Annotated in this window: 14 protein-coding genes and 1 pseudogene; 3 read left to right on the top strand and 12 right to left on the bottom strand. The window is 67.2% G+C overall.

Annotated elements, in window-relative coordinates:
* From A9G05_RS12465 to A9G05_RS12455, 3 genes and pseudogenes are all read right to left on the bottom strand, one after another.
* Window positions 1-2,170, bottom strand: a pseudogene (locus A9G05_RS12465) (hypothetical protein); the annotation flags it as partial.
* 217 nt (window positions 2,171-2,387) lie between these two features.
* Window positions 2,388-3,803: an HlyD family type I secretion periplasmic adaptor subunit gene (locus tag A9G05_RS12460; RefSeq protein WP_069561284.1), complete on the bottom strand. Its 1,416-nt coding sequence runs from the start codon at window positions 3,801-3,803 to the stop codon at window positions 2,388-2,390.
* Between the two features lie 90 nt (window positions 3,804-3,893).
* Window positions 3,894-6,032 (bottom strand): type I secretion system permease/ATPase, encoded by a 2,139-nt coding sequence (locus A9G05_RS12455; RefSeq protein WP_069561283.1) that lies wholly within the window; start codon window positions 6,030-6,032, stop codon window positions 3,894-3,896.
* Window positions 6,033-6,306: 274 nt separating this feature from the next.
* On the opposite strand from A9G05_RS12455, the gene A9G05_RS12450 reads away from it, so the two are divergent.
* Window positions 6,307-9,771 carry a response regulator gene (locus A9G05_RS12450; protein WP_069561282.1) on the top strand — a complete coding sequence of 1,155 codons (3,465 nt, stop codon included), beginning with the start codon at window positions 6,307-6,309 and terminating at the stop codon, window positions 9,769-9,771.
* 28 nt (window positions 9,772-9,799) lie between these two features.
* Here the strand turns inward: A9G05_RS12450 and A9G05_RS12445 are convergent, their stop codons facing one another.
* The 6 genes from A9G05_RS12445 to A9G05_RS12420 form a co-directional block, all read right to left on the bottom strand.
* Entirely contained in the window at window positions 9,800-12,721 is a 2,922-nt protein-coding gene (locus A9G05_RS12445; protein WP_069561281.1) for a bpX6 domain-containing protein, read from the bottom strand.
* Window positions 12,718-14,550, bottom strand: coding sequence for a hypothetical protein (locus A9G05_RS12440; protein ID WP_083272559.1), 1,833 nt, complete (start codon window positions 14,548-14,550; stop codon window positions 12,718-12,720). The genes A9G05_RS12445 and A9G05_RS12440 overlap by 4 nt, the downstream gene beginning before the upstream one ends.
* Window positions 14,547-14,981, bottom strand: a complete 435-nt coding sequence (locus A9G05_RS12435) for a hypothetical protein (RefSeq protein WP_069561280.1) — start codon at window positions 14,979-14,981, stop codon at window positions 14,547-14,549. The genes A9G05_RS12440 and A9G05_RS12435 overlap by 4 nt, the downstream gene beginning before the upstream one ends.
* Window positions 14,978-16,087, bottom strand: a complete 1,110-nt coding sequence (locus tag A9G05_RS12430) for an AAA family ATPase (RefSeq protein WP_069561279.1) — start codon at window positions 16,085-16,087, stop codon at window positions 14,978-14,980. The genes A9G05_RS12435 and A9G05_RS12430 overlap by 4 nt, the downstream gene beginning before the upstream one ends.
* 114 nt (window positions 16,088-16,201) lie before the next feature.
* Window positions 16,202-18,838 carry a patatin-like phospholipase family protein gene (locus A9G05_RS12425; protein ID WP_069561278.1) on the bottom strand — a complete coding sequence of 879 codons (2,637 nt, stop codon included), beginning with the start codon at window positions 18,836-18,838 and terminating at the stop codon, window positions 16,202-16,204.
* 78 nt (window positions 18,839-18,916) lie between these two features.
* A complete protein-coding gene (locus A9G05_RS12420) occupies window positions 18,917-20,191 on the bottom strand; it encodes an MFS transporter (protein ID WP_069561277.1) in 1,275 nt (424 codons plus the stop codon).
* A gap of 145 nt (window positions 20,192-20,336) precedes the next feature.
* Between A9G05_RS12420 and A9G05_RS12415 the strand changes: the two genes are divergently transcribed.
* On the top strand, window positions 20,337-21,215 hold the full coding sequence (locus A9G05_RS12415; RefSeq protein ID WP_069561276.1) for a LysR family transcriptional regulator: 879 nt from the start codon (window positions 20,337-20,339) through the stop codon (window positions 21,213-21,215).
* 267 nt (window positions 21,216-21,482) lie between these two features.
* Window positions 21,483-22,898: an amino acid permease gene (locus tag A9G05_RS12410; RefSeq protein WP_069561275.1), complete on the top strand. Its 1,416-nt coding sequence runs from the start codon at window positions 21,483-21,485 to the stop codon at window positions 22,896-22,898.
* Between the two features lie 68 nt (window positions 22,899-22,966).
* Here A9G05_RS12410 and A9G05_RS12405 read toward each other — a convergent pair whose 3' ends face one another.
* The 3 genes from A9G05_RS12405 to A9G05_RS12395 form a co-directional block, all read right to left on the bottom strand.
* A complete protein-coding gene (locus A9G05_RS12405; protein WP_069561274.1) occupies window positions 22,967-24,316 on the bottom strand; it encodes an MFS transporter in 1,350 nt (449 codons plus the stop codon).
* Between the two features lie 87 nt (window positions 24,317-24,403).
* Window positions 24,404-25,393, bottom strand: a complete 990-nt coding sequence (locus tag A9G05_RS12400) for an amidohydrolase family protein (protein ID WP_069561273.1) — start codon at window positions 25,391-25,393, stop codon at window positions 24,404-24,406.
* The gene (locus A9G05_RS12395) at window positions 25,390-25,962 is read right to left on the bottom strand and encodes a 3-hydroxyanthranilate 3,4-dioxygenase (protein ID WP_069561272.1); all 573 of its coding nucleotides are present in this window, start codon (window positions 25,960-25,962) and stop codon (window positions 25,390-25,392) included. The genes A9G05_RS12400 and A9G05_RS12395 overlap by 4 nt, the downstream gene beginning before the upstream one ends.
* Window positions 25,963-25,969: the final 7 nt, after the last annotated feature.

Raw genomic sequence — 25,969 nt, 5'->3', positions numbered from 1 at the left:
TTCCGCCGTAGAGCTGGTCGGTACCTGTTCCACCATTGATTACATCGTCGCTGGCACCGCCAAATATTTTATCATTTCCAGCGGTGCCGGAAATGTTGTCGCTGCCTGCGCTTCCAATAAAAATATGTGATGTAGCGGTAAAGCTATTGCGCAGGGTTTGTATCTGTTGATGCGAAAGGGCATTTATATAAGTGGGGATTAGCTGGCTGTATAAACTGCTCGGCAGTTCTCCTTTCCAAAAGCTGAAAAACTCAAGCGCGTCGGTGGCTGCCTTGAGTGAGTTGGTATCTGATACCTTCTCAAACAGCTTGAGCGTTCCGCTGTAGTCTAATTCTATTCCAGAGCTTGTGAGTTTTAGTTCAATTGCATCGATATAAGGCTTTAGTCGTGTCTGGAGAAGCAAGCCGTTATAAATAGATAGCTTGAGGCTCTCATAAGCCTGATTCAGCAAGCTAATCTGACCAGCGTTGAAGCCAAGACGACTCTCATTAATCACAACACTGCCTTGGGTCGTGTTGTAGGAACTATTGCTGCTAGCTGTACCCACGCCAAACGATAAAGTCAGGCTATTAGTGCCTGAGCCAACCTTACCGAACTTGAGGATGTTCTGCGCATTGAATACTTCCAGCGCTTTTACGCGCTCAAGAAGCTTCTGGGTGTTCTGCTGCGCTTCGCTCGGTTGAGTACCGTTGGTCTCCCAGGAGTACTGGAAACGCACATCCGTGCCACCTTCGTCCAGCGCATCAATGCGCTTGTCGAAGGTCTGGTAGTTGGCGCTCTTGGCCCACTCGGCGATCAGCTTGTCCAGCAGACCCATCTGCTCTTCGCGGGTCTGGGCCTGGGCGTAGGTAGCCAGCAGAGTCTTGAGCTCGGCGTTGAGCATCGAGGCTTCGCGCAGGTCGCGCACGGCGCCGGAGCCTTTCATGTCGGGCAGGGCCTTGGCTGCATCGTCGAGGGCAATGTGGTCAGTGAACTCGCGGTAGAAGGGGTTGCTGGCCAGGTCCAGGTTGGCAACCACGCTCTGGTTAGCGTTGACGCTGCCTTGGGTACCGTCGCCCCGGATGAAGGTGCCGGTGGCGCTGATCAGGTTGCCATTGGATGTCTGGTTGCTGGCAGTCGAGTTGAGGTTGATGGCGACGATGTTGTGCTCAGCCAGAGTCTTGAGTTCGCCGGCCTGGGCAATGCCGTCCTGATTGGTGTCCTGCCAGACCCGGACGTTAGCGAACTGGGCATCCTTCGCATCGAAGACGCCATCACCGTTGCTGTCGAAGTCACGCAGTGCGTCGAAGCCATCAGTGGCTTTCTGGCCATTGGCCTTGACGGTGTCGACCCCGAACAACTCGCCGCCATTGTCGATCTGGCCGTTGCCGTTGCGGTCCAGCACGAGGAAACCGTCATCGCCCTTGACCCAGCCGGTACCGGTTTTCAGGCCATCGCCATCGAAGTCGAAGGTGATACCGGCATTGGCGCCGACTGTTTCGATGCCGTCGCCGTCTAGGTCGAGGCTGAGGGGGTCGCGCCGCTGAACAAACGAATTGGCGCTATTGAAATTTTGGTTAACGTCATTTTGTACTGAGGGAGTGTTTCTTTTTCTGAGCCAAACCAAATGCGAGTCGGTGGTTTCGCCATTAATTACTGCCTCCATCCACTCATCACGGGTTCCCATCAATTGGCCAACGGCGGAGCTCTCCACGGCTTTATAGGCACCATCGGCAATCTCTGGAAGGGTTGCCCCAAGGACCTTGATCTCTCCCGAGATTTTAGTGAACTCCCAACCTTTATCCTTAGTCCACGTCAGTGTGGTGTTGACGTCCACCGAGACCAGTTTGTTTCCCAGGGAGAGGATCGTCCCGGTTGCTTTGAATTCCTCCAGCGTCACAGAATCGTCAGGTTGAATCTTTGATCTTGTTTCGATTTTGGCGGGGCCAACTTCATATGACAGCTTTATTTCTCTCTTGCTGTTTACTGAGATGCTGGAGTTGCCGGATTTTATGGTTACTTCGCCAGAGGAAAGAAGTGCGTCTGTTGAGAGTTCGTTACCATGTCGGTCGATGAATTTGATACTTCCGTCAGGTCCGATGTGTGCGCTATAGCCTTTCTTGTCAAAGATGTGGATGCCGTCTCCGTCGGTATATGACCAGTCTCTGTATTGCCCGGTGTAACCTGTCATAGGATGCTCCTTGCTTGTTTATTAGTGCCGTTGGGGTAATGGGTTGTTTTTGTCTTGTGGCTAAGCCGAAATAGGCTTTTCATAAGTTGATCGGGCGTGAATTTATTCGTCTCTTGGAGTTGTAGGCTTTATTTTTAAATAGTTTCTCAGGGTATTTGACTGTTTATGTGTCTCTTCTTCGTGGCGGGCGGGGCAGTACAAAGCTCCCCGTATTCACTTACCGCTCCCCCAAACTCTCATCCTGATATTCCTTCAACGGACTCAGGAAGTAGTCGATCACCTTCCGCTTGTCCGTCTTCACTTCCGCCCGTACGGCCATGCCGGGGGAGAGTTCCACACGTTTGTCGCCGACCTGGATGCTGTTTTCCTCCAGCTGGATGCGGGTGCTGTAGACCAGGCCGCGTTTTTCGTCGTCGATGGCGTCGTTGGAGATGCTGACGACCTTGCCGTGCACCACGCCGTATTTGGTGAAGGTGAAGGTTTCCACCTTGATCTCGACTTCCTGGCCGGGGTGGACGAAGCCGATGTCCTTGTTCTCCAGCATGGCTTCCACTTCCACCGGCTGGTCGCTGGGGACGATGACCATCAGCGGCTGGGCCTCGGTGACCACGCCGCCGTGGGTGTGGATGGCCAGTTGCTGCACGGTGCCGTCCACCGGGGCGGTGAGGCGCATCAGGCGGTCGCGCTGTTCGGCTTTCTTCAGCTCCTGGACGAGGCCGGCGGCGCGTTGTTCGGACTCGTGCTGCAGGTCGAGCATGGCGCGGCGGGTCTGGGCCAGCACGGTGTTGCGCTGGCGTTCGGCAGCGCTGCGGGCGGCGGTGAGTTCGATCACGCGGGCCTGCTGGATGGCCAGCTCGCGCTCCTGATCGAGGCGTGCCTGCTCCTTTTCCAGGTAGGCGTGCTTGGCTACGTAGGCCTTGTCCAGCAGGCGCTTGTAGTCGGCGGAGAGCTGGCGGGTGATGGGTAGGGACTCCTCCAGCTTGGCCACCCAGGCCTTGGCCGCCTGGATCTCGGCCACGCGCTGCTCGATCTCGGCGTCGGCCTGGTCGAGGGTGCTGCGCAGCTCCAGGTACTGGCCCTGCAGCCAGCGCTGGGCCGCCAGTTGCTGCTCGGGGCTGGCCTCGGGGATCAGCGCGGCCAGGGACGCGGGCTCGCTGTCGCTCTGAATGGCATCGAGCAGGGCGCGGGCACGGGCGTTGTCCACCTGGGCGGCGAGCAGGTCGCTCTTCAGACGGTCGACGTCGGCGCCGGTGATCTGCGCGTCCAGGTCCACCAGCAGGTCGCCGGCCTTCACCTTCTGCCCGTCGTAGACGTGGATGGCCTTGACCACCGCTACCTCGCTGGGCTGGATGACCTTGGTCTTGCCGCTGGGGACGATCTTGCCGGTGGCGGTGGCCACCACGTCGATCTCGCCGATGCAGGCCCACACCAGCGCCAGCACGGCGAAAGCGATGATCAGCCACTGGATGATGCGTGGCGCCGGGTGCGGCGGCTGCTCCTGCAGGGCCAGGGCGGCAGGGAGGAATTGCACCTCGTGGCTCAGGCGCGCGGGCGCGTCCATGGCCTTGCGGTTGCGCCAGGCGTGGCGCCAGACAGTGCGGTAGCGGTTGATCAGTTCACGGCGTGCGCTCATGGCGTGGGCTTCCTTGCGGGTGAGGTTGCGCTCACCTCGGGCCTCTCCCGGTGGGAGAGGGGGCTGGCTGGAATGGGGTTCATCAGGGGATCACCCTTGTTGCAGGCGGTGCAGGCGCGAGTAATGGCCGGCCTGGTGGGCCAGCAGTTCGGCGTGGGTGCCCTGTTCGACGATCTGCCCGCGGTCCATCACCACGATGCGGTTGGCATCGCGAACGGCCGAAAGACGGTGGGCGATGATGATCACCGTGCGCCCCTGGCAGATGGCGCGCATGTTCTGCTGGATCACCCGCTCGGACTCGTAGTCCAGGGCGCTGGTGGCCTCGTCGAAGATGAGGATGCGCGGGTTGCCCATCAGCGCCCGGGCGATGGCCACGCGCTGGCGTTGTCCGCCGGAGAGCGAGGCACCGTGCTCGCCCACCACCGTGTCGTAGCCTTCGGGCAGTTCGAGGATGAATTCATGGGCGCCGGCCAGCTTGGCGGCCTGCATCACCGCCTCTATGGGCGCGCCGGGGTCGGTGAGGGCGATGTTCTCGCGGATGCTGCGGGCGAACAGCATGTTGTCCTGCAATACGACGCCGATCTGCCGGCGCAGGGACGACACGTCCGCCAGGGCCAGGTCCATGCCGTCCACCATCACCCGCCCACGCTCCGGCGTGTAGAGGCGTTGCAGCAGGCGGGTGAGGGTGCTCTTGCCGGAGCCGGAGCGGCCGACGATGCCGATCACCTCGCCCGGCTGAATGGTCAGGCTCACCCCACGCAGGATCTCCGAACCGTCCGGGCGGTAGCGGAAGTGCACCTGGTCGAACTCCACATGGCCACGCAGCGGCGGCAGGGCACTGCGGGTGGCCTGGGACAGCTCGGTGCGGGTGTTGAGGATGTCCCCCAGGCGCTGCACCGAGACGCCGGTCTGCTGGAAGTTGGTCCACAACTGGGCCAGGCGCATGATCGGCTGCGACACCCGGCCGGCCAGCATGTTGAAGGCGATCAACTGGCCGACGCTCAGGTCCCCGTCGATCACCAGCCGCGCGCCCAGCCACAGGGTCGCCACCGTCACCAGCTTGCCCACCAGGCCGACGCCCTCGTTGGCCAGGGTGGACAGCGTCTGGGTGCGGAAGCTGGCCGCCACGTAGCCGGCGAGCTGGTTGTCCCACTTGCGGTTGATCTGCGGCTCCACCGCCATCGCCTTGAGGGTGTCGATGCCGTTGACGGTTTCCACCAGGAAGGCCTGGTTCTCCGCCCCGCGCGTGAAGCTCTCGTTCAGCCGCGCGCGCAGCAGCGGGGTGATGAACAGGGAGATGAGGAAGTACAGCGGCAGCGACAGCACCACCACCAGCGTCAGCCAGCCGCTGTAGAAGAACATCACGCCGATGAACACCACCGAGAACAGCACATCGAGGATCAGCGTGATGGCGTTGCCGGTGAGGAAGCTGCGGATGTTCTCCAGCTCCCGCACCCGCGCCACCGAGTCGCCCACCCGGCGCGCCTGGAAGTAGGCCAGCGGCAGCGTCACCAGGTGGCGGAACAGCCGGGAGCCCAGCTCCACGTCGATGCGGCTGGCGGTGTGGGCGAACACATAGCTGCGCAGGCCCGAGAGCAGCGACTCGAAAACCATGATCCCCAGCAGGCCGAGGGCGATCACGTCCAGGGTGGACAGGCCCCGGTGCACCAGCACCTTGTCCATCACCACCTGGAAGAACAGCGGTGTCAGCAGCGCGAAGATCTGCAGCACGAAGGACACCAGCAGCACCTCGCCCAGCAGCTTGCGGTACTTGACGATGGCGGGGATGAACCAGGTGAAGTCGAACTTGGCCAGGTCGCCGGCCAGCGACGCCTGGGAGCGGATCAGCAGCAGCTCGCCGGTCCAGCGGGCCTCCAGGGCGTCGAACTCCAGCACCTCAGGGCGCTGGGCGCGTGGGTCGTGGATCAGCGCCTTGCCGTCGTCCAGGCGGGCGATGATGAAGAAGTGGCCCTCCCGGTCGGCGGCAATCGCCGGCAGCGGCGTGTGCTCCAGCCGCTTGAGGGTGCTGCGCGCCGGGCGTGCCTTGAGCCCCAGCTTCTTCGCGGCCAGGAGCATTTCGGCCTTGGCGAAATGGCGGCCGTCTTCGGCGAATTCGTGGGCGAGTTGTTCGGGGGAGGCGGCCACGTTGTGGAAACGGGCCAACATCACCAGGCACGCAAGGCCGGTGTCGAGCGCTTGTCCCGGTTCGTGGGGGGAGCTTTCCTGCATAAAAAGCCTTCTTCCTTGAGGGTGGCGAGGCGCCATGAAATGCGCGCGCCATTCTGACAAAACCGCCCTCGGGATAAAAAGCGGCGGATTGACGAACGGTTCTCACTCCGGGGGATTCAGACTCTGTAAGCATTGATGGCGCACGCGCGGGCAGTTTGCCTACGACTGTCTACAGTCTTTCTTGGATGCCTACGTCGTATCCGACCCCAGTGCAAGTCTTCGGGATGTGCCTTTGCGCCGGGAGTTCCGCTTCACGGTTCAGCAGGGAAGGCCGATGAACAGCACGTCTTTCAGCACCGATGCAGAGAGTTTCCGCCGCATTCTCATCCGCAACGTGGCATTGCCCCTGGGCGTTGGCGTCCTGGGTCTGGTGCTGTTCGTCGGGCTGATCGGCTACCTGCTCCATGTGCTCAATTGGGTCGAGCACACCGACCAGGTCATCGCCCGCAGCAACGAGAGCCTGCGCCAGTCGGTTGAGTGCGAATCGAGTCTCAGGGGCTTCCTGCTGTCCGGGGAGGAGGCGTTTCTGGAGGGCTACCGGGAGACGTCCCCGCGTCTGCTGGTCGGGCTGCAGGCACTGCGTGAGCTGATCCGCGACAACCCCGTCCAGAGTGAGCGACTGGCGCGAATCGAGGCTGCCCAGGCGCGCTGGCTGCAGATGACCGAGCCTCTGATCGAGGCGCGGCGTGCCAATCAGGACGTGAGCGCCTTCATTCGCGAAAGGCAGGGCAAGCGGCAGATGGACGAGGTGCGTCAGGGCTTCATGGCCCTTGTCGGCACCGAGGCGCAGCTTCGCAATGAACGTAGCGAGCGGGCCAACCGGGCCGTGGTGCTCATCATCGGCTTGCTGGCGGTCATGCAACTGGGCGGCAGTGGAGCCCTGGCCATTTTCGGGCGGCGTGAGCTGATCGGCCTGTCGACGGCCTACAACCGCATCCTTGGACAGCAGGGGCGCTTCACCGAGCAGTTGCAAGCCCAGGCCTGGCTGCGGGAGGGGCAGTCGCAACTGGCCGAACAGTTGATCGGCCAGCAGACCCCGGCGCTGATCGGCCGCGCCGTGCTGGATTTCCTCGCCGGTTACCTGGACGTCGCCGTGGGTGCCCTCTATGTACGCGAGGGTGACGGGCGGTTGCGGCGCGTCGCCGACTACGGCTTCGCACCCGGGCAGCAGGCCCGCGAGCAGGTCTTCGAGGACGGTGCCAGCCTGCTCGGGCAGGTGCTGCGATCCCGCGAGGCGCGGGTCATGGAAGGGCTGCCCCCGGCCTACCTGCGGGTCAACTCCGGGCTGGGCGATACCGACCCCCTGTCGGTGATCCTGTCGCCTACGCACAGCGATGGACAGGTCAACGGCGTGATTGAGCTGGCCTTCCTGCGGCCCCTGGAGTCCCGCGACCGGCAATTGCTGGAAGCCGTTGCCGAGAGCCTGGGCACCTCCATCGAGGCCGCTCGCTACCGCCAGCGCCTGCACGACATGCTCACCGAGACCCAGCAGCTCAACGAGGAGCTGCAGGTGCAGCAGGAGGAGTTGCGCGTCGCCAACGAGGAGCTGGAAGACCAGGCCCGGGTGATCCGCGACTCCCAGGTCAACCTGGAGACCCAGCAGGCCGAGCTGGAGCAGACCAACGAACAATTGAGCGAGAAGACCCGCCGCCTGGAAGATCAGCGTGACCTGCTGGACGAGCGCAACCACGCCCTCGACCAGGCCCGGCGCGAACTGGAGGCGCGTGCCGAGGAACTGCAGCGGACCAGCCGCTACAAGTCCGAGTTCCTTGCCAACATGTCCCACGAGTTGCGTACCCCGCTGAACAGTTCGCTGATCCTTTCCAAGCTGCTGGCGGAGAACCGCAAGGGCAACCTCGATCCGCAGCAGGTGCAGTACGCCGAGCTGATCAACAAGTCCGGCAACGAGCTGCTGCGGCTGATCAGTGACATCCTCGACATCTCCAAGGTGGAGGCCGGTCGCCTGGAGGTCCACCCCGAGGACACAGACGTTGCGCAACTGGTGGACGGCTTGCGCGCACTGTTCCAGCCCCAGGCCGACGAAAAGGGGCTGGCGTTCGACGTGCAGGTCGAGGCCGATACCCCGGCGCGGCTCTACACCGACGGCCAGCGCGCCGGTCAGATCCTCCGCAACCTGCTGTCCAATGCCGTCAAGTTCACCGCCAGCGGCCGCATCGGCCTCAAGGTCCGCGCAACCAGCGGCGGCATCGCCTTCGAAGTCAGCGACACCGGCATCGGTATCAGCGACGAGCAGATGGGCATCATCTTCGAGCCCTTCCGCCAGGTGGACGGCACCACCAACCGGCGCTTCGGCGGCACCGGCCTGGGCCTGTCCATCTCCCGCAACCTCGCGGAAATGCTCGGTGGCAGTATCACCGTGCAGAGCCAGCCCGGGCGCGGCAGTTGCTTCACCCTCTGGCTGCCCAGCAACTGCCTCGCCGGCGAGTCATTGCCGGACACTGCCCAGGCGCAGCCCGCCGAAGGCGCACGGGGCATGGCGCCCGCGGCGTCCGCCAGCGGCCTCCAGGACGACCGCCAGCGACCCGGCGATGGGCGCCACTGTGTGCTGGTGATCGAGAACGACCCGAAGTTCGCCCGTGACCTCTACGAGCTTGCCCACGAGCTGGGCCACCGCTGCCTGTTGGCGGGTAGCGCCGAGGAGGGCCTGCGCCTGGCACGGGAGCAGGGGCCCGACGCGGTGCTGCTGGACATGCGCCTGCCGGACGAGTCCGGCCTCGCGGTACTGCAGACGCTCAAGGAAAACCCGGCCACCCGGCACCTGCCCGTGCACGTGCTCTCCGTCGACGACCGCACCGGCCCGGCGCTGCAGTTGGGAGCCATCGGCCACGCACGCAAGCCTGCCACCCGGGACCAACTGCGTGACGTCTTCGCCCGCCTGGAGGACAAGCTCACCCAGAAGGTCAAGCACGTTCTGGTGGTGGAAGGCGACGCCAGCCAGCGCGACAGCATCGCCCAACTGGTGAGCGATGAAGACATCCAGGTCAGCGCCGTCGCCAGTGGCACCGAGGCCCTGGAACGCCTGCGTGGCGGTGTGTACGACTGCATGATCATCGACCTCGCCCTGCCGGACATGCGCGGCAACGACCTGCTGGAACGCATGGCTGCCGAGTCGCTCGGCAACTTCCCCCCGGTGATCGTCTACACCGCCCGCCAGCTCAGCCCGCGCGAGGAGGAGGAGCTGCTGCGCCACTCCCGCTCCATCATCATCAAGGGCGCCTGCTCCCTCGAGCGCCTGCTCGACGAGGTCACCCTGTTCCTGCACAAGGTCGAATCCTCCCTCTCCAGCGACCGCCAGCGCATGCTGCAGAGCGCGCGCAACCGTGACCGGGTGTTCGAGGAGCGCACCGTGCTGGTGGTGGACGACGACGTGCGCAACATCTTCGCCCTCATCAGCGCCCTGGACGAGAAGGGCACTCGGGTGGTGACCGCCCGCAACGGCCAGGAAGCCCTGCAGAAGCTGGAGGAAAACCCGCAGATCGACCTGGTACTGATGGACGTGATGATGCCGGTCATGGACGGCTTCGAAGCCACCCGGCGCATCCGCCAGGACCCGCGCTGGAGCCGGCTGCCGATCATCGCCGTCACCGCCAAGGCGATGAAGGACGACCAGGAGCAGTGCATGGGCGCCGGCGCCAGCGACTACCTGGCCAAACCCATCGACCTGGAGCGGCTGTTCTCGCTGATCCGCGTGTGGCTGCCGAAGCTGGACAGGTTCTGAAGCGCGGCGGTGACCGCCGCGCGGCCGCTTACCCGCGCAGTTCGCGGAGTTCGCTGGTCAGGGTGTCCAGGCGCAGCAGGCGTCCCGTTTGGTCGAACAGACGCCAGTCGTGCGACTGGGCACGCACCTGCAGCAGTGCGTCCGCCGGCCAGTCCAGCACTGCGCAGGCCTGCAGCGACTGCTGGCTCACCAGGCGCCATTGCCGGGTGCTGCCCTGGGGTGCGAGGCCGATCAGCAGCCACTCCGGGAGCACCTCCAGGTCCAGCGCCGCCACCTGCTCCGGCGTGGTCCCGGGCAGAGGGATGTCGCATCGCCCACCGGTGCTTTCCATCGTCAGGGTCATCGTGCCGTTGGCGCCGTCCTGGCAGGTGAAGGTCAGCAACCCGCCCAGGGGGTTGGGGAGAATTCGTTGCTGCTCAAGGGGGGCGTCCACGGGCCTGCGCTCGGCCAGGCGCCGTGAGGGCAGGGTGTAGCGCCAGAGCACGTGCGACCCGTCTGCGCCGATCACCAACCACTGCTCGAAGTGCTCGGTGTGGTGGAAGAGGCGGATGTCGCCCTTGAGGTCGCTGACGTGCCAGAGCACGGCGAACGCGCGGTCGACGTCCACGACACGAACACTGTCCCGCAGGGTGATGGCCCAACTGATGCCGTCGAAGACCGGTGAGTGGGCGTGCAGCTCCAGCACACCCAGGTCCCGTGCCGTGCGCCTGACCAGGTCCAGTTTGGTGATGCGCCAGACCTGGTCGCGGCGTGCCATGGCCAGGGCAACGCGCCGGTTGTGCGCGATGACCAGGCGGTGTGCCGGTTCGGCGAAGCTGAATACTGCACGCCCGTGGGCATCCAGTACCTGGGCACCGGCTTCCCCGAGTGCCACCAGTGTGCGTTGGTCCTCCAGGGCCACCGCGTCGAAAATCGCCTGCTGCCCGGCGGGGGGCGCCTGCCAATGCAGTGGCGAGGTGGCGCGCTGCAAGGGGGTGGCACGCCCCTTGGGAAACCCGCGGGGCGGCAGGTCGGCCTGCAGCAGCGTGTCCCGGCTGAGCTTGAGCAGGCTGTCCAGCTCGGACCTGGACAGGTTCGCGCGTTGGGTGGCGTGGTCATCCAGCAAGGCGGGCAGCACCATCCGGGCCAGCAGGGCCAGTGAGCGGTTGTCCCGCGTGTGCCGGTTCTTGGTGCCGACCCACAACAGGGCGCGGGCCAGGGCCTGGCGATCCCGGACACGTGCCGGGTCGTCGCGCAGCGCACGCAGGGGGGCGGCATAGGCCTCCAGGGTGTCCGGCAGCAGGGCAGCGCGGGTCACCAGGGCCTCGGTGCCCAGGCTGCCGCCTGCCGCTTCGGCTTGGCTCAGCCATTGCACCGCACGATCCCGTGCCTCGGGAATCGGCCAGGCCACGTCCATGGCCTTCAACCAGTCGCCGCGCGCTACCAGCATCTCGGCCCATTCCATGCGCAGCCGGTCGGCCACTTGCGGCCACTTGGTCTGGAGCATCTGCACCGCGCTGACGAAGGCGTCGTCACGGCGCGCCACCTGCAGGGCCGTCTTCCAGTCGTCGGCCAGGCAGAAGAGGCGCACGATCCAGTCGGCCGACATGTCCCAGGCCAGTGCCAGCTCGGCAGCCTGGCGGAAGCGCTGGTGGCGCTCCAGGTAGTCCAGCGCCTCCTGCCGCACCTTGAGCAGCTCGGCGAGGATGAAGACCGCTTCGTCGATGCGCCCCGCACGGTCGAGTTTCTCGAAGTGCTGGCGATAGACCTTGCGCAGGTGGGCTTCCAGGTCCTCGCCCAGGGAGATGGAGACCCCGGGGCCCGAGGGGCGTCCCAGGGACAGGTCGTCGCGGCGGTCCGGCGTGCCGAATGCCTGGCCCAGGCTGCCCTGTTCGCCCCCGAGGGGCAGCGCGTGGCGCAGCGCCTCGTCGATGTCGCCCTTCTCGAACAGGTTGAGCATGCGCCGCAGGTAGGCACTCTGGCGGCGGTTGAGCATTGCGCTGAAGCGGGAAGTGATGGCCAGGCTGGTGAGCAGGCGACGCCAGCGGCTCGGGGTGGCCGGCGCCTGGCTCCTGCGGGGAGGGAGGGCGCGCGCACTGGCGACCGGCGTGGGGGCTGCCGTCCAGTGCTGGGGGGCGCCGGAGAAGAACCGGCGCAAGGCGCCGATGAGCAGCAGGGCGATGACGATCAGCAGGGCGGCTACGAACAGGAGCGCCCCGGGGCCGGATGGATCGTCGGAGTCCTGGGCCAGCGGAGCCGTGCTGGCCGAGGGTGACACCGCGTCCTGGGCCAGGTGCAAGGCGTCTGGCAGGTGGCTACCCAGGATCACCACGGCGAACAGCACGAACCAGATGAGCAGGCCCTTGCCGACGCCTCCGGAGGTGGTCTGCGCAGCAGCCCGCTTGCCCGGCGCACGCGCCGGAGGCTGCTTCGCCAGTGACTGGAGGAAGGCCTCGCGTTGTGGGCTGGGTGGTTTCACCTTGCCCTGGAGGATGGTGTGGATGTCCTTGGCGGGCGGCAGCTCTTCGATCACCAGCGGCGGTAGGGCGTCCCGGCAGTCATGGGTGTCCTGCCAGGGGTGGCCGTCGAGATCGAGGCAGTCCTCCAGCGCCAGGCGTTCGGCCTGATGCAGGTCCAGTGCGGTGACGCGGCCACCCTGTACCAGCCAGAGATCGGCGGTCGGCAGGGTTGCCTGCTCTTCCTGCGTCAGCTCGGCCGAGCACAGGCCACCGGTCTCCAAGGCCAGCAGCGGCCAGCCCTCCAGCGCGTCACAGTCCTGCACAACGGTCGCGTTGAAGCGCAACAGGTCGCCCTCGGGGAAGCGCCAGGCTGCCGATCCGGCCCGCCAATGGCGCAGCAACAGGGCCGCACGGACCTCGACCGCCAGCCAGTCGGCAGGCAGCCACAGGCCTGCGACCGGACGGCGCCCCTTGAGCGAGGGCTGACGAACGCGGGGGGCCGATGCACTCATGGCGTGCCTCCCTGGTCATATGCCCGGGTGCAGGAGGCCCGCAGGCGCACGACATGGTGCCGGGTGCAATAGAGCACCAGCTCGCGAGCCTGACTGAGGACCGCCAGCAGGCCGCTGCTGGCACAGACGCTCAGCCGCGCAATGGCATCGGGCGTTTCGACGATGCTCCGGAGCGCACTGCCGTCATACAGGGCAAGGCGCTTGTGATCGCCAGACATCAGCACCAGCAGCAACCCCCTGGCGTCGGGGTCGGCCACCAGGCCCTGGGCACTCCAGCCCGGGGGCACGTCGAGTGTCCAGTTCCCAGCAGCGCCGCCTTGCCGATCCTCGGGGCGGCACAGCCGCCAGCGTTCCTGTGGCGTTGCGCTCAGTAGCAGGGCGCATGCCGGGTGGGTGCTGGTGGTGCTGAACCGGGCCATGAAGGCCTTGCTGGCTTCACCTACCTCGCCAAGGCGCAGGGGCGTGCTCACGCGGTGGCCCGACAGCACCTCCTGGAGGATGAAGCGCTGGTCACGCTTGTGCAGGTAATAGAGGCGGCCATCGTCGAGGTGGCTCATGGCGAGCACGTCTGTTTCTACGCGCTCCAGAAGCGGCTCCTGGCTGCGGGGGAGGCCTCTCTGATGGTGCCAGTGCAGCAGTCGCCCCTGGGCATCCAGCAGGTAGAGGCGCTCGCCGTCATGGACGCTGTCCACCAGGGCGAGGGGTAGCAACCTGGCGGTGCCTGGTGGAGCGCTCAGTACCTCCTGTGGCGGACGTGTGGCGGTACTCAAGGGCGACAACTGCCAGAAGCGCAGGTCGGGACCGGCGTCCATCACGCCGCCCAGGCTGCGCCCGGTGAACGCCAGGGCCAGCGGCTGCTCCCCCGTGCTCCAGAGGAGCCGGCGAGTCCTGGGTTTCTTCTTGCTCCCCAGGGCCGGCAGCTTGAACACCAGTACGCCGGGCTGATCGAGCAGCGCCAACGCCACCATCTGCCCGGAGCGGGAAATGACCGGTGGCAAGGTCAGTGCCACGCGCTCCACGTTCAGGGTCTCAGCGTGCCCGGCAGGTACCTGCCCGGCGAGGGCGAACTGCCCTGAAAGCAGGCGCCTGCCGATGGCCGGGCTCGGCAAGGGCAGGTTCAGGGCGCGTCGGCTGTTGCCCAGGTGCAGCTCGGCCTCCAGCGCCTCACCATCCAGGCTGGTGGAGAGGTGCAGGCGGTGGCTGAAACCGTCATCCGTGGCCTGGGCGCCAATCAGCCAGCATTCGTCCGGCGTTGCGGGCAGGGCGTTGCGCAGGTCGTTCCAGGCGCGCCAGTCATCGGGCGCGGCGGCTTGCCAGCGCCGGGCTTCGAGCAGGCGGGCGAAGTCGACTGCGCCGCGCACGCCATCGATCCAGCCGGGTTGCTGGAGGATGCCCCAGCGCAACTCGCCACCCACGGCCTGGGCACGGCGCGCCAGGAGGATCAGCATCGCAATGTGGGCCAGTCGTGGGGCGCCCAGTTGCCGGGGGCCGGCGTCGAACAGGGCAATGATCGTGCGATTGCCCTGGCAGGCGCGTGCCTCGGAGGCGAGGAACAGGTGCTCGCCGCTGGCGGCACGTCGCAGGAACTCGTCGGGAAATGCGTCGGCCAGCAACCACTCGCTGGGCAGCAGGCGCTCATAGGGGCCGCGCCGCTGCAGATCGCCCAGACCGTCCGGCTCCTTCAGCTCGCCGCTCTGCCGGCGCTGAACCGGCCCCACCAGGTTGTGCAGGCGTTGCGCGATGTCGGCCAGGGCTTCGGCCAGCTCGCTGTCCAGTTCCTGCAGAGGCTGGCCCCAGTGGGCCAGGGCGTCGGGTAACTGCAGGCTCATGGGGCTGCCCAATGTTCGGCAATGCGCGCCAGGTGACCTTCGGAAAGCGGTAGCTGGCGGTCCAGCGGCACCGTCCTGGCCGGCGCGGGCCAGAGCAGCAGCGGGGTGCGGCCGTGGCGCTTGGCGAGGGCGCGGGCGAGCAGGTCCAGTGGCGCATCGGGGCACAGCCGGGTTGGCAGCCAGAGTTCGGGGGCGCCTTCACAAGGGGCGGCGTAGTCGATGCCCTCCACCCAGGGCAGGGCGTCGGCCTCACCGATCACCACCAGCAGGTCATCGGCGGCGGTGGCCTGCAGGCCCGCCAGTTGCCCGGCGGGCAGGGCCAGCAGGCGCGCGTGCAGGCGCCGGGAGGCTTCGCCCCAGGCCAGGGCCGCACGGGGTTCCGGGGCCTGGGCGCGGGGTTGCCAGCGCCAGGCCTGTTTCAGGGCGCTCATGCGGGGGTGGCGAGGCGGGCGACCAGGCGCTCGCGCAGCTCGGCCAGCTCCGGCGGCAGGGCGTCGGCGAGGAAGTTGGCGTCGATCTCCCGCAGCACCGCTTCCGGGTTCGCGCCTTCGGCCTCGTCCAGGCAGGCGCGGGCTTCTTCGGCCAGGCGGCTGGCTCGCGACAGCGGCTGCAGGGTGGCTTCTTCCACCGCGCTGAAGAGGTTGTCGTTGCTGGCCTGGGCGAACAGTTCGCGCAGGACCTCGCGGGCCTGTTGCTGCATGGCCTGGGTGGGCAGGGCGTAGAGCAGCGGCCAGAGGTCCGCCTCGCTGGCCTGCTGGCGGCCGCCGAGCAGTGCGGCGGCGGCGATCAGGCGTTGCGATTTGACGATGCGCCGGTCGGAAAGCGGGATGCCGGCCTGGCGCAGGCGGCGGATGGCGTCGGCCAGAGCCGGGCGCACGCTGTCGAGGTCGACCTGGCGCAGGGCGCCGCAGAGCGTGTCCAGGTGGCCCAGGTGGTGCGCGTCCAGCACCGGTAGCTGCTCGGCCTTCCAGCCCCCGGCGAGCATGGCTTCCAGTTGGTGGTCCGGCACGGTGTCGACGAACAGGTGCAGCAGGAAGCGGTCGGCGAAGGCCGCCAGGGCTTCGTCTTCCGGCAGGCCGTTGGCCGCGCCGACGCAGACCCGCAGCGGGCAGCGCAGCTCGGTGTGGCCCCGGCGGAAACGCCGTTCGTTGAGCACGCCGAGCAGGGTGTTGAGGATGGCGGTGGAGCCGAGGAACACCTCGTCGAGGAAGGCCACGTCGGCTTCCGGCAGCATGCCGCTGACATCGGTTTCCACTGTGCCTTCGCGCAGCTTGCGCAGGTCCACCGGGCCGAACAGCTCGCTGGGCTCGGTGAAGCGCCCGAGCAGGTATTCGAAGTAGCGGCCGCCCAGCACCTGGGCCACCCGCCGTACCACGGCGCTCTTCGCCGTGCCGGGTGGGCCGACCACCAGCAGGTGCTCCTGGGCCACGGCGGCGAGGATGATGAGTTCGGCGAGTTGCTCACGGCCGACGAGGCCGGTGGTGGCGGTGCGAATGGCCGAGCGGAGTTCCCGGGCGGCGTGCTGGATGGCGTTCAAAGCGGCGTCTTCCCTGATGGCAAGGCGCGGATTTTGCGCAAATCGACCGGGCTGTCAATGCGCCATTACGCAGCCCGTCGGACGGTTCACAGGGAACCGTCCCGGCCCGTGCACTCACTCCCCGGCGGCATCCTCCAGCACCGGCTTGGCCAGGTAGCGCGACAGGGCGTGGGCGATGTTGTTGGGGCGCTGGACGTCGCCGAACAGCAGTTGCCCGATGCTCAGGCCCAGTTGGCGGTAGCTCTCGAACTGGGCTTCGTCGAAGAACTGGTCGCCGGTGGTCTGGTTGGGGAAGTCCGGGTGGGCGCGCACGTAGTTCAGTACATCGGTGGGTACGCCTTCGATCAGCCGGGGCTTGATCAGCAGGATGCGGCTGGTGAGGCGACGCGAGCTGTCGGGTTTCTCCCGGTCCGTGTGGAAGACGTTGAGCAGTACGGCGCAGCGGCGGTCGCTCGGTTCGGTGGCGGCACGCAGGCTCTGTGTGCTGCCGAACACCTGGGACAGCAGCGGGTGGCGCAGCACGCCGGGGTCTTCCTCGATCTCCAGGTCGTGGTCGATGCGCGACAGCCGCACCAGGTTGGCCAGGTCGTCGAAGCGGTACTCCGGGTCGCAGCCGCAGTCGCACATCACCACCAGTTCGATGTCGCGGGCGGGGCGCAGCAGTTCATAGGTAGCGGTGTTCTCGAAGTGGCCACCGTCGGTGAGGTAGAGCTTGTCGCGGCGATGGCCGTGGAAGCGCGCGGTGAGTTCGTAGAACAGGTAGGTCTGGGTCGGCAGCCAGTGCGACGGCGCTTCGTCGATCCGCGACAGTGGCTTGGTGCGGTCGACGAAGTTGCTCTGCCACCAGGTGCCCAGGCGCACGTTGGCCAGCCCCAGCAGCAGCGAGAGGCCAAGGCTGGTCTGGCGGCCGAGGCCGGTGCTGACAGCGGCGCCGGAGGTGGCCACCCACTGACCGAGGCTCAGCGGCTGGTTGATCTCGCCGCGGCCGTGGGGTGGCAGCCGGCTTTTGCGCTGGCCGTCGAGGATGAAGCTGGTGACCTGATCCTGCTCGCCGCCAGGCACATAGCGGTAGGGCGCCACGCACAGCGGCTTGCCCTTGCGGTCGCGCTGCACCAGTTGCTCGGCCGGGTCCACGGTCAGGTTCACGGTGACGTTGATCAGGTGCAGCGGGCCGGCGGTGCGCCTGCCGTAGTAGTCCTGCAGGGAAATATCGTCCTGCGAGAGCGTCTGCGACACGCTCATGCGCCGCCTCTGGGCACAGGCGACGTCGAAGCGCTGGCCGTTGGAGGCCCCCAGGTAGGCGCGGGTCAGGCGGGCGGAGTAGAACGCCTGCAGGCTGGAGAGGTTGATGAAACCGATGAACTGCCCGGTGACCACCGTCATCACCAGGGCGATGACCGCCAGCAGGCCGAAGCGGAAGAGCTGCGTGTCACCCGCGTGGGCGCCCGGCACCCGCCCGTTCCAGGCGAACCAGTGGGCCAGCAGGCCCCAGGCCAGGGTCACGGCCAGCAGCAGGGCCAGGCCGGCGACCAGTGCCAGGGCGTCCAGGGGCAGCTTCTTCAGCAGCCCGGTTGCGGGCTTTTCGTCACGGCTGCGGGCCAGGTGACGCACCAGCCAGATCAGCACCGGCAGCACGCTGAAGGTCAGGCTGCCCTGCCAGTGACGGGCCAGCACCGTGTACAGCTCGAACGTCAGTTGGTGCACCAGCACCAGCACCAGGGCGGCAACGGCCCAGGTAATGGCCTTGCTCAGTGCCCGGGTGGCCCTGAGGCGGTAGTTGCGCACGTTGTCGGCATCCAGCCCATCGTCCTTCTCATTGGGGCGTTGCTTCCGGTACTGGGAGGTCACCAGGGCGGCGCACCAGGCCAGCCCCAGGCCGAGCACCGTGACCACTACCCAGAGCAGGTCGCGGGCGGGCGTCGGCAGCTTGTCCGTTGTGATGGATACCCAGGTGAGCACCACTGCCATCGCCAGGGCGCTGCCGGCGGCCCAGTTGCGCAGCGTGGGCTGTTCGTCCTGGGTCTTGCGTGAGTAGATCAGCCAGTACGCCATCATCAGCGGAGCCACGGCCACCAGGGCGATGCACAGGGGAATGGCCAGGAGGTGATCGCAGAACAGGCTCCAGCGCGAACAGGCCACGCCCTGGGTCAGCGCCAGCAGCGCGGTGACCAGCAGGATCGGCAACCCGATCACCAGGTGCACGGCCACCCAGTTGCGCCAGGTCATTGCCAGGGCGTAGATCAGGTCACCGGCGCCGGTGGGTGTCAGGTAGCGGCCGTTTTCCCGCAGCCAGGCGGTGGGCCCGGCGCCGACCGGAGCCGCTCGGTAGTCGGTGGAGGAGTGGATGCGCCCCGGCGGCTGGTAGCCCAGCACCCGGTAGGCGTTCTCGGCGGCCTGGCGCGCCTGGGCCTGTTCGGTGCCCGTGCTGGAGCGCAGACGCCCGGGCTGGAACAGGCTGGAGAAGAACGAGCCCATGTAGCCGCCGCCGCTCACGGTGGAGAGGTAGTCGAAGCGCGGCAGCAGGCGTTCGGTGTGGGCGTCGCCATTGCTGCCGAGGGGCCGGTTGGCGGGGGCGTAGGGCGCGCGGGCCAGGGCCTGGAGTACGCCGAAACAGAAGGTGGCGCTGCGGATGCCGCCGCCGGAGAGGGCCAGGGCCCAGGGGCGGCGGCGCGGTTCCGACGGGGTGTCGATGCCGAGCGTCTCGCGGCGCCAGACGATGCGTTCCTGTTCGGCCTTGTATTGGTCTTTCACGTGCCCTCCCTGGTGCGATGTTGCCTACAGCTCCTTACTAAAGCAGGTGCAGGGCATTCCGCCAGCCAGGCAACGGGCTCAGCGCGGGCCTCCCGGGCAGGGGCCCGGATCGCCCAGGGGGCGCCGTGCCAGGCCGATGGCCAGTACCAGGGCCAGCACCAGCATGCCGCCGACGAACAGGCCGATGCCGTGCCAGCCGGCCTGGTGCCAGAACAGCCCGCCGACGCTGCCGGCCACGCCGGAACCGGTGTAGTAGAACGCCTGGTAGAGCGAGGCCGCCTGGCCGCGTGCCTGGGTGGCACGGCGGCCGACCCAGCCGCTGGCCACCGAGTGGGCGCCGAAGAAGCCGAAGGTGAACAGCAGCATGCCCAACAGGATCAGCGGCAGCGGCGCCAGCAGGGTGAGGCCGAAGCCGCCGAGCATCAGCAGGATCATCACCCACAGCACCTTCTGCCGGCCCACCCGGTCGGCCAGCGAGCCGGCCATGGCCGAGCTGTAGGTGCCGGAGAGGTAGACGATGGAGAGCATACCCACCGCCGCCTGGCTGAGGTGGTAGGGCGCCTGCAGCAGGTGGAAGCCGATGTAGTTGAAGAAGGTCACCAGGCTGCCCATCAGCAGGAAGGCCTCGACGAACAGCACCGGCAGCCGGGCATCGCGCAGGTGCAGGGCGAAGCCGCCGGCCAGGTTGCCCAGGGTGATCGGCCGGGGGCGGAAGTGCCGGGACTCCGGCAGCAGGCGCCAGAACACCAGGCCGGCGAGCAGCGCCAGCAGGCCGATGCAGGCCAGTACCCAGTGCCAGGAGAGGTAGTCCACCATCACCCCGGCCACCAGGCGGCCGCTCATCCCGCCGATGGCGTTGCCGCCGATGTACAGGCCCACCGCCAGCCCGGTGTGGGCCGGGTGGATCTCCTCGCTCAGGTAGGTCATGGCCACGGCCGTGAGCCCGCTGAGGGAGAGCCCCACCAGCACACGCATCAGCAGCACCAGCTCCCAGCGCGTCATGGCCGCGCTGGCGAGGGTGAACAGGGCTGCGCAGAGCAGCGAAACGCCCATCACCCGCTTGCGCCCCAGGGCGTCGGACAGCGAGCCGGTGAACAGCAGGCCCACCGCCAGCGCCAGGGTGGACACCGACAGCACCAGGCTGGCCTCGGCGGCATTGATGGCGAACGCCTGGGCCAGCACCGGCATCATCGGTTGCACGCAATAGAGGAGGGCGAAGGTGGCGAAGCCGCCGCAGAACAGCGCCAGGTTGGTGCGCAGGAAGGTGGCGCTGCCTTTCTCGATATGGGAAGGCGGCTCGGCGGGCGCGCCGGTGGCAGTCTGGCGCTCGGGGTGGTTCATCGGGGACCTCATCACGCGAATCAGGCAAGTCGGCCCATCAGGGCCGTGGCCCGCTGCTGGCGGGCTCTGGGGGACGGGGAAAGCCTATCGGTGCGCAATACACGTTTCCAATATATTGTTCGACATCTTTGATATCTGAAACCTATCAATCGCTGCCATGGAACTCCGCCACCTGCGTTACTTCATTGCCGTCGCCGACGAACTCCACTTCGGCCGCGCGGCGGAACTGCTGGGTATTTCCCAGCCCCCCCTGAGCCAGCAGATCCAGGCCCTGGAAGAGGAACTGGGGGCGCGACTGTTCGAGCGCACCAACCGCCGCGTGGCCCTCACCGAGGCCGGGCGGCTGTTCCTCGACGAGGCCCGCCAGGTGCTCGCCCAGGTGAGCCAGGCCGCCGAGGTGGCGCGCCGCGCCCAGCGCGGTGAACTGGGCCAGTTGAAGCTGGGGTTCACCTCCTCGGCGCCGTTCACCTCGGTGATTCCCGGCGCCATCCTGCGCTTTCGCCAGGCCTTCCCCGAGGTGCAACTGGAGCTGCACGAGCTGAACAGCCGGGAGGTGGCCGACGCGCTGCTCAACGGGCGCATCCAGGTGGGGCTGATCCGCCCGTTGCCGTTGCCGGAGTCTCTGGTGGCGGTGGAGCTGTTCCGCGAGCCGCTGGTGGCGGTGCTGCCCGCCCAGCACCGGCTGGCAGGCGAGAGCGCCGGCCTGCACCTGGCGGAGCTGGCGGCCGAACCCTTCGTGTACTTCCCGCGCAATGCCGGCACCGGCCTCTACGACCAGGTGATCGCCCTGGCCCATGAGGCCGGCTTCAGCCTGCGCATCACCCAGGAGTCCCACAGCGCCCTGACCCTGATCGGGCTGGTGGCAGCGGGACTCGGGGTCTCGGTGCTGCCGGCGTCCTTCACCCGCATGCATTTCGACGGCGTCGTCTACCGCCCGCTGCTGGACGCCGGCGCCACCACCGCCGTGTGGCTGGTACGCCGGGACGACGAGCGCTCGCCGCTGTCGCGTGCCTTCATCGAGCTGATCGCGCCCTGATGGAGGATGCAGGTCACTCCGAGTATTCCGAGTAGGAATAGACGCGAGCCCGTTTTCTATTTTTGAGTAATGGCGACGCTGGATAGCATCCCTGGAGAGCGCATGCCACACGGCCTGCGGAACCGCCCACGAGCATCCATCAGGAGTTGCCATGCCGATTCCCCCTCGCTCGAGTCGCGCCGACTGCGAGCGCCTTGACCTCGACGACCCCCTTGGCGTCGATCTGCAGTCGGTGATCTGACCCACCCCTCCACAGGAGTTGCGAACATGACAAGAACAACACGCACGTTCGATGACCTGACCCAGCGCGAGCAGGGCCTCAAGCAAAGCCTGGGCAGCGGCCAGTTGTCGATGATCGCCATCGGTGGCGCCATCGGTACCGGCCTGTTCCTCGGCAGTGGATTTGCCATCGGCTTCGCCGGCCCCAGCGTGCTGGTGAGCTACGCCATTGGCGCGGTGATCGCCCTGCTGTTGATGGGCTGCCTGGCGGAAATGACCGTCCGCCATCCCACCTCCGGGTCCTTTGGGTCGTTCGCCGAGTTCTACGTCGCGCCCTGGTTCGGCTTTCTGATCCGCTATGCCTACTGGACCTCGATCGTCTTCGCCGTCGGCACCGAGATCACCGCCGCTGCCCTGTACATGGCCTACTGGTTCCCCGACGTGCCGGGTGGCTACTGGATGGTCACGTTCTCCGCCGCGCTGGTGGCGGTGAACCTCCTCAGCGTGCAGGCGTTCGGCACCGTCGAATACCTGTTCTCGGTACTCAAGCTCGGCGCCATCGTCGGGTTCATCCTGCTGGGCGCCTGGGTGGTCTTCGATGCACCGGCCGGCGGCCCCATCGGCTTCGCCAACTACACCCGCGACGGCGGCTTCTTCCCCCATGGCTACTGGGGCACCTGGGTGGCGGTGATCGTGGCGTTCTTCAGCTACCTCAGCATCGAGATGATCGCCGTGGCAGCGGGGGAGGCCCGTGACCCGAAGCGTTCCGTGACCCGTGCGTTCCGCATCACCCTGGTGCGGCTGGTGCTGTTCTACCTGCTGACCCTGGCGCTGGTGCTGGCGATCCTGCCCTGGCGCCAGAACGACGGGGGCCAGAGCCCCTTCGTCCTGGTGATGCAGGCGACCGGCGTGCCGTTCGCCGGGGCCCTGTTCAACGCCGTGGTGCTGGTGGCCGCACTCTCGGCAATGAACAGCCAGCTGTACATCACCTCGCGGCTGATGTTCAGCCTGGCTCGCGCCGGGCAGGCACCGGCCCTGTTCGGACGGGTCAGCCGGCGTGGCGTTCCGCTGGCGGCGCTGCTGCTGTCTTCCCTGGGCATCGGTCTGGGCACGCTGCTCTACATCGTCGAGCCGGAGCGGGCCTTCACCCTGATGATGTCCATCGCCATGTTCGGCGCCATGTTCACCTGGGCCGGCATCTTCCTCACCCACTTGCTCTTTCGCCGGCGCCAGGCCGTCGACACCCTGGAGTTCCGCCTCTGGGGTTACCCCTGGACCAGCCTGGCCGGCCTGCTGCTGATGCTCGCGGTGATGGTCACCACGCTGTTCACCGAAGCCTTCTCGCTGACGCTGATCTGGGGCCTGCCGTTCCTGGGGGTGATGACGCTCATCTACCTGCTGCGTTTTCGCGCATCGCGGCCGGTCGCCGGTGAGGCGCCAGCCCCGCTGCCCTTGCGCCGCTGAGACGCTGCAAAGCAAAGCGGGCAACGCCGGTGGGCGCTGCCCGCTTTCTTGTGCCCGCCGCTGTCGCGTTACGCGGTGGCGGCCATCGCCTCCTGGCGACTCGCCATGCGCTGCATCAGCCCCAGGGCCAGGCTCGCCAGCAGCACCGGCAGGGCGATCCAGACGAAGAACCGGCCCAGCTCGCCCGCCTCGGCGAACAGCCAGCCCCCCAGCATCGAACCGATGATGGAACCGGCCCGGCCGGCGGCCAGGGCCCAGGCAACGCCGGTGGCGCGCGAGGTCATGGGGTAGAGGGTGGCGGCCACCACGCTGAGGTTGTTCAACGCACCGGTCAGGCTGAAGCCGGCCAGGAACACGATGCCCAGGGTGCCCCAGGCACTGCCCAACTGGGTGCTGACCAGCACCAGGGCGAGGCTGGCCACCAGGCACAGCCAGGGCAGGATGCGCAGGGCGCCGATGCGGTCCATCAGCAAGGCCATGGCGATGCCGCCCAGCACGCCGCCGAACGGCATCATCGCGCTGATGTGGGCGGCCTCGGTGGTCGCGTAGCCGCTGGCGCGCAGCACGGTCGGCAGCCAGTTGGTCAGCAGGTAGAAGACGAACAGGCAGCAGAAGAAGGTCAGCCACAGCAGCAGCGTGCGCGGCAATTGGCCGGCGCTGAACAACGCCGCGATCGATGCGCGAACCGCCGGGGTGTGGGACGGGGCGGCCGCCAGGGCGTCCAGGCGGCTGGCCCAGTCACCCTGGCCGGCAATGCGCTCCAGGACCCGCACCAGGGCTGCCCGGTGACGCGCCTGGCTGGCCATGAAGCACACCGACTCCGGCAAGCCGTAGAACAGCACCGGCCACAGCAGCAGCGGCGCCAGGCCGCCGACCAGCAGCAGCCCCTGCCAGCCGATCAGCGGCAGCAGCCAACCCGCCAGCCCGCCGCCCAGCGCCAGCCCCAGGGTGAAGCCCGAGTAGCTGAGGGTGACCAGCAGCATGCGCCGCCGGGCTGGCGAGTACTCCGAGCAGAGGGTGATGCAGTTGGGCAGCACCCCGCCCAGGCCGATTCCGGTGGCGAAGCGCAGCGCCGCCAGCACCTCGATGGACGGCGCCAGGGCGCAGGCGAGGGTGCCGCCGGCAATGATCAGCACGCAGACCAGCAGCACCGCCTTGCGCCCGTGCCGGTCCGCCAGCGGTCCGAAGCAGAAGCTGCCCAGCAACATGCCGAACAGGCCCGCACCGAAGGCCGGGGCCAGGGCTGTCCGCTCGATGCCCCAGTCGCGGATCAGCTCGGGGGCGATGTAGCCGATGGCAGCGGTGTCGAAGCCGTCCAGCAGGACGATGAGAAAACAGAGCACCAGCACCCGCACCTGCAAGGCGGAGATCGGGCTGCGGTCGATGAGTTCGGTAAGGGCGTGTACGCGCGCGTTCATGGCGGATTCCTTGTTGGAGTTGTTCTCGGAAGGGATGGGCACGGGCGTTGCGGGCCGGTGGACGACGATGTCCATCGGCCCGGCGGTTCAGTCGAGGTTGAAGAAGCGCCGGGCGTTGCCGGCGACGATGCGGGCCTTGTCGGCCTCGGTCAGGTGCGGGTGTTCCAGCACGCCGGCGCCGATGCGTTGCTCGCCCAGCGGGAAGGGTGCATCGGAGCCCAGCATCACCCGGTCTGCGCCCATGACGTCCACCAGCAGTTGCAGGGCGCGCGGGTCGAACACGGCGGAGTCGACGAAGAAGCGCTTCACGTAGCTGGAGGGCGGGTTGGGGCAGTCTTCGCGGACGATGTCGCGGTGGCGCCAGGCGTTGTCCACCCGCCCCAGCAGGAAGGCGAAAGCACCGCCGCCATGGGCGAAACACAGCCGCAGGGTGTCGGGCAGCCGCTCGAAGGCGCCGGAGAGGATCAGCGAGAGAATCCCCAACTGGGTTTCTGCCGGCATGGCCACCAGCCAGGGCAGCATCCAGCGCTTCATGCGCTCGCGGCCCATCATGTCCCAGGGGTGCACCAGCAGCGGGATGCCCTCGGTCGCGCAGTGGTGGAGAAAGGTCACCAGGCCGTCCTGGTCCAGGTCCTGGTTGCCGACGTGGTTGCCGATCTGGACGCCCACATGCCCGGCCGCCACGGCCCGGCTGGCCTCGCGGCAGGCGGCGTCGATGTCCTGCAGCGGGACCTGGGCCAGCACCTTGAGGCGGTTCGGCGCGTGGTTGGCCATTTCCAGGGCGCGGTCGTTCATCAACTGCGCCCAGGGCAGCGCGCGTTCGATGGGCTGGTCGTAGCCGAACATCACCGGGGTCGCGCACATGACCTGGATGTCCAGGCCCTGTTCGTCCAGGTGCTCCAGGCGGCGCACCGGGTCCCAGAGCGCGTCGTGCACGGGGCGGAACGGCGTGGTGCCGACCATGATCTGCCCGCTGCGGCCTTCGGCGCGCAGCCAGGGGGCGCGCTCGGGGCAGAGGCGGGCGGCCTCGTCCTGGCTGATCGGCGGGAAGAAGTGGGAGTGGATGTCGATCTTCATAGGCGGTGGAACTCGTTGAGGGTCTGGTGCCAGGTCTGCCAGTCGCGACCGGGGTGGATGTCGCCGCATTCGGGGCAACGGCGGGCCTGCTCGGAGGTGGCGTAGAACTGCTCGTAGACCGGTGGCAGGTCGTTGACGATGCTCTCCAGTTGCATCTCGTAGCGTTTGACGAGGGTGCCGCAGCGTGCGCAGGACCATTGCAGGGCGTCACGCAGGCCGATCGGGCGCTGGCGCTCGATGACCAGGCACAGGCTGTCCGCCTCCGGGCGTTGCGGTGAGTGGATGACGTGGGGGGCCATCAGGTAGATGTCACCCTCGCGCAGCTCCACCCGGTCGTAGCGCCCGCGGTCCCAGATGTTCAGGTAGGCGTTGCCCCTGAACTGGTAGAAGAATTCCTCCATCGGGTCGTCGTGGAAGTCCGTGCGCTGGTTGGGCCCACCGACCACGGTGACCATGAAGTCGCTGTCCTGCCAGACCTGCCGGTTGCCGACGGGGGGCCGCAGCAGGTGGGCGTTTGCCTCGATCCAGTGGTTGAAGTTGAGCGGCGGGCTGAAGTGGTTCTTGTGCATTGTTCTG

The sequence above is a fragment of the Pseudomonas sp. ENNP23 genome (assembly GCF_001728945.1).
Taxonomy (GTDB): domain Bacteria; phylum Pseudomonadota; class Gammaproteobacteria; order Pseudomonadales; family Pseudomonadaceae; genus Metapseudomonas; species Metapseudomonas otitidis.
Note: the sequence above shows the minus strand (reverse complement) of the source record. Positions and strands in the feature narration are given on the sequence as shown.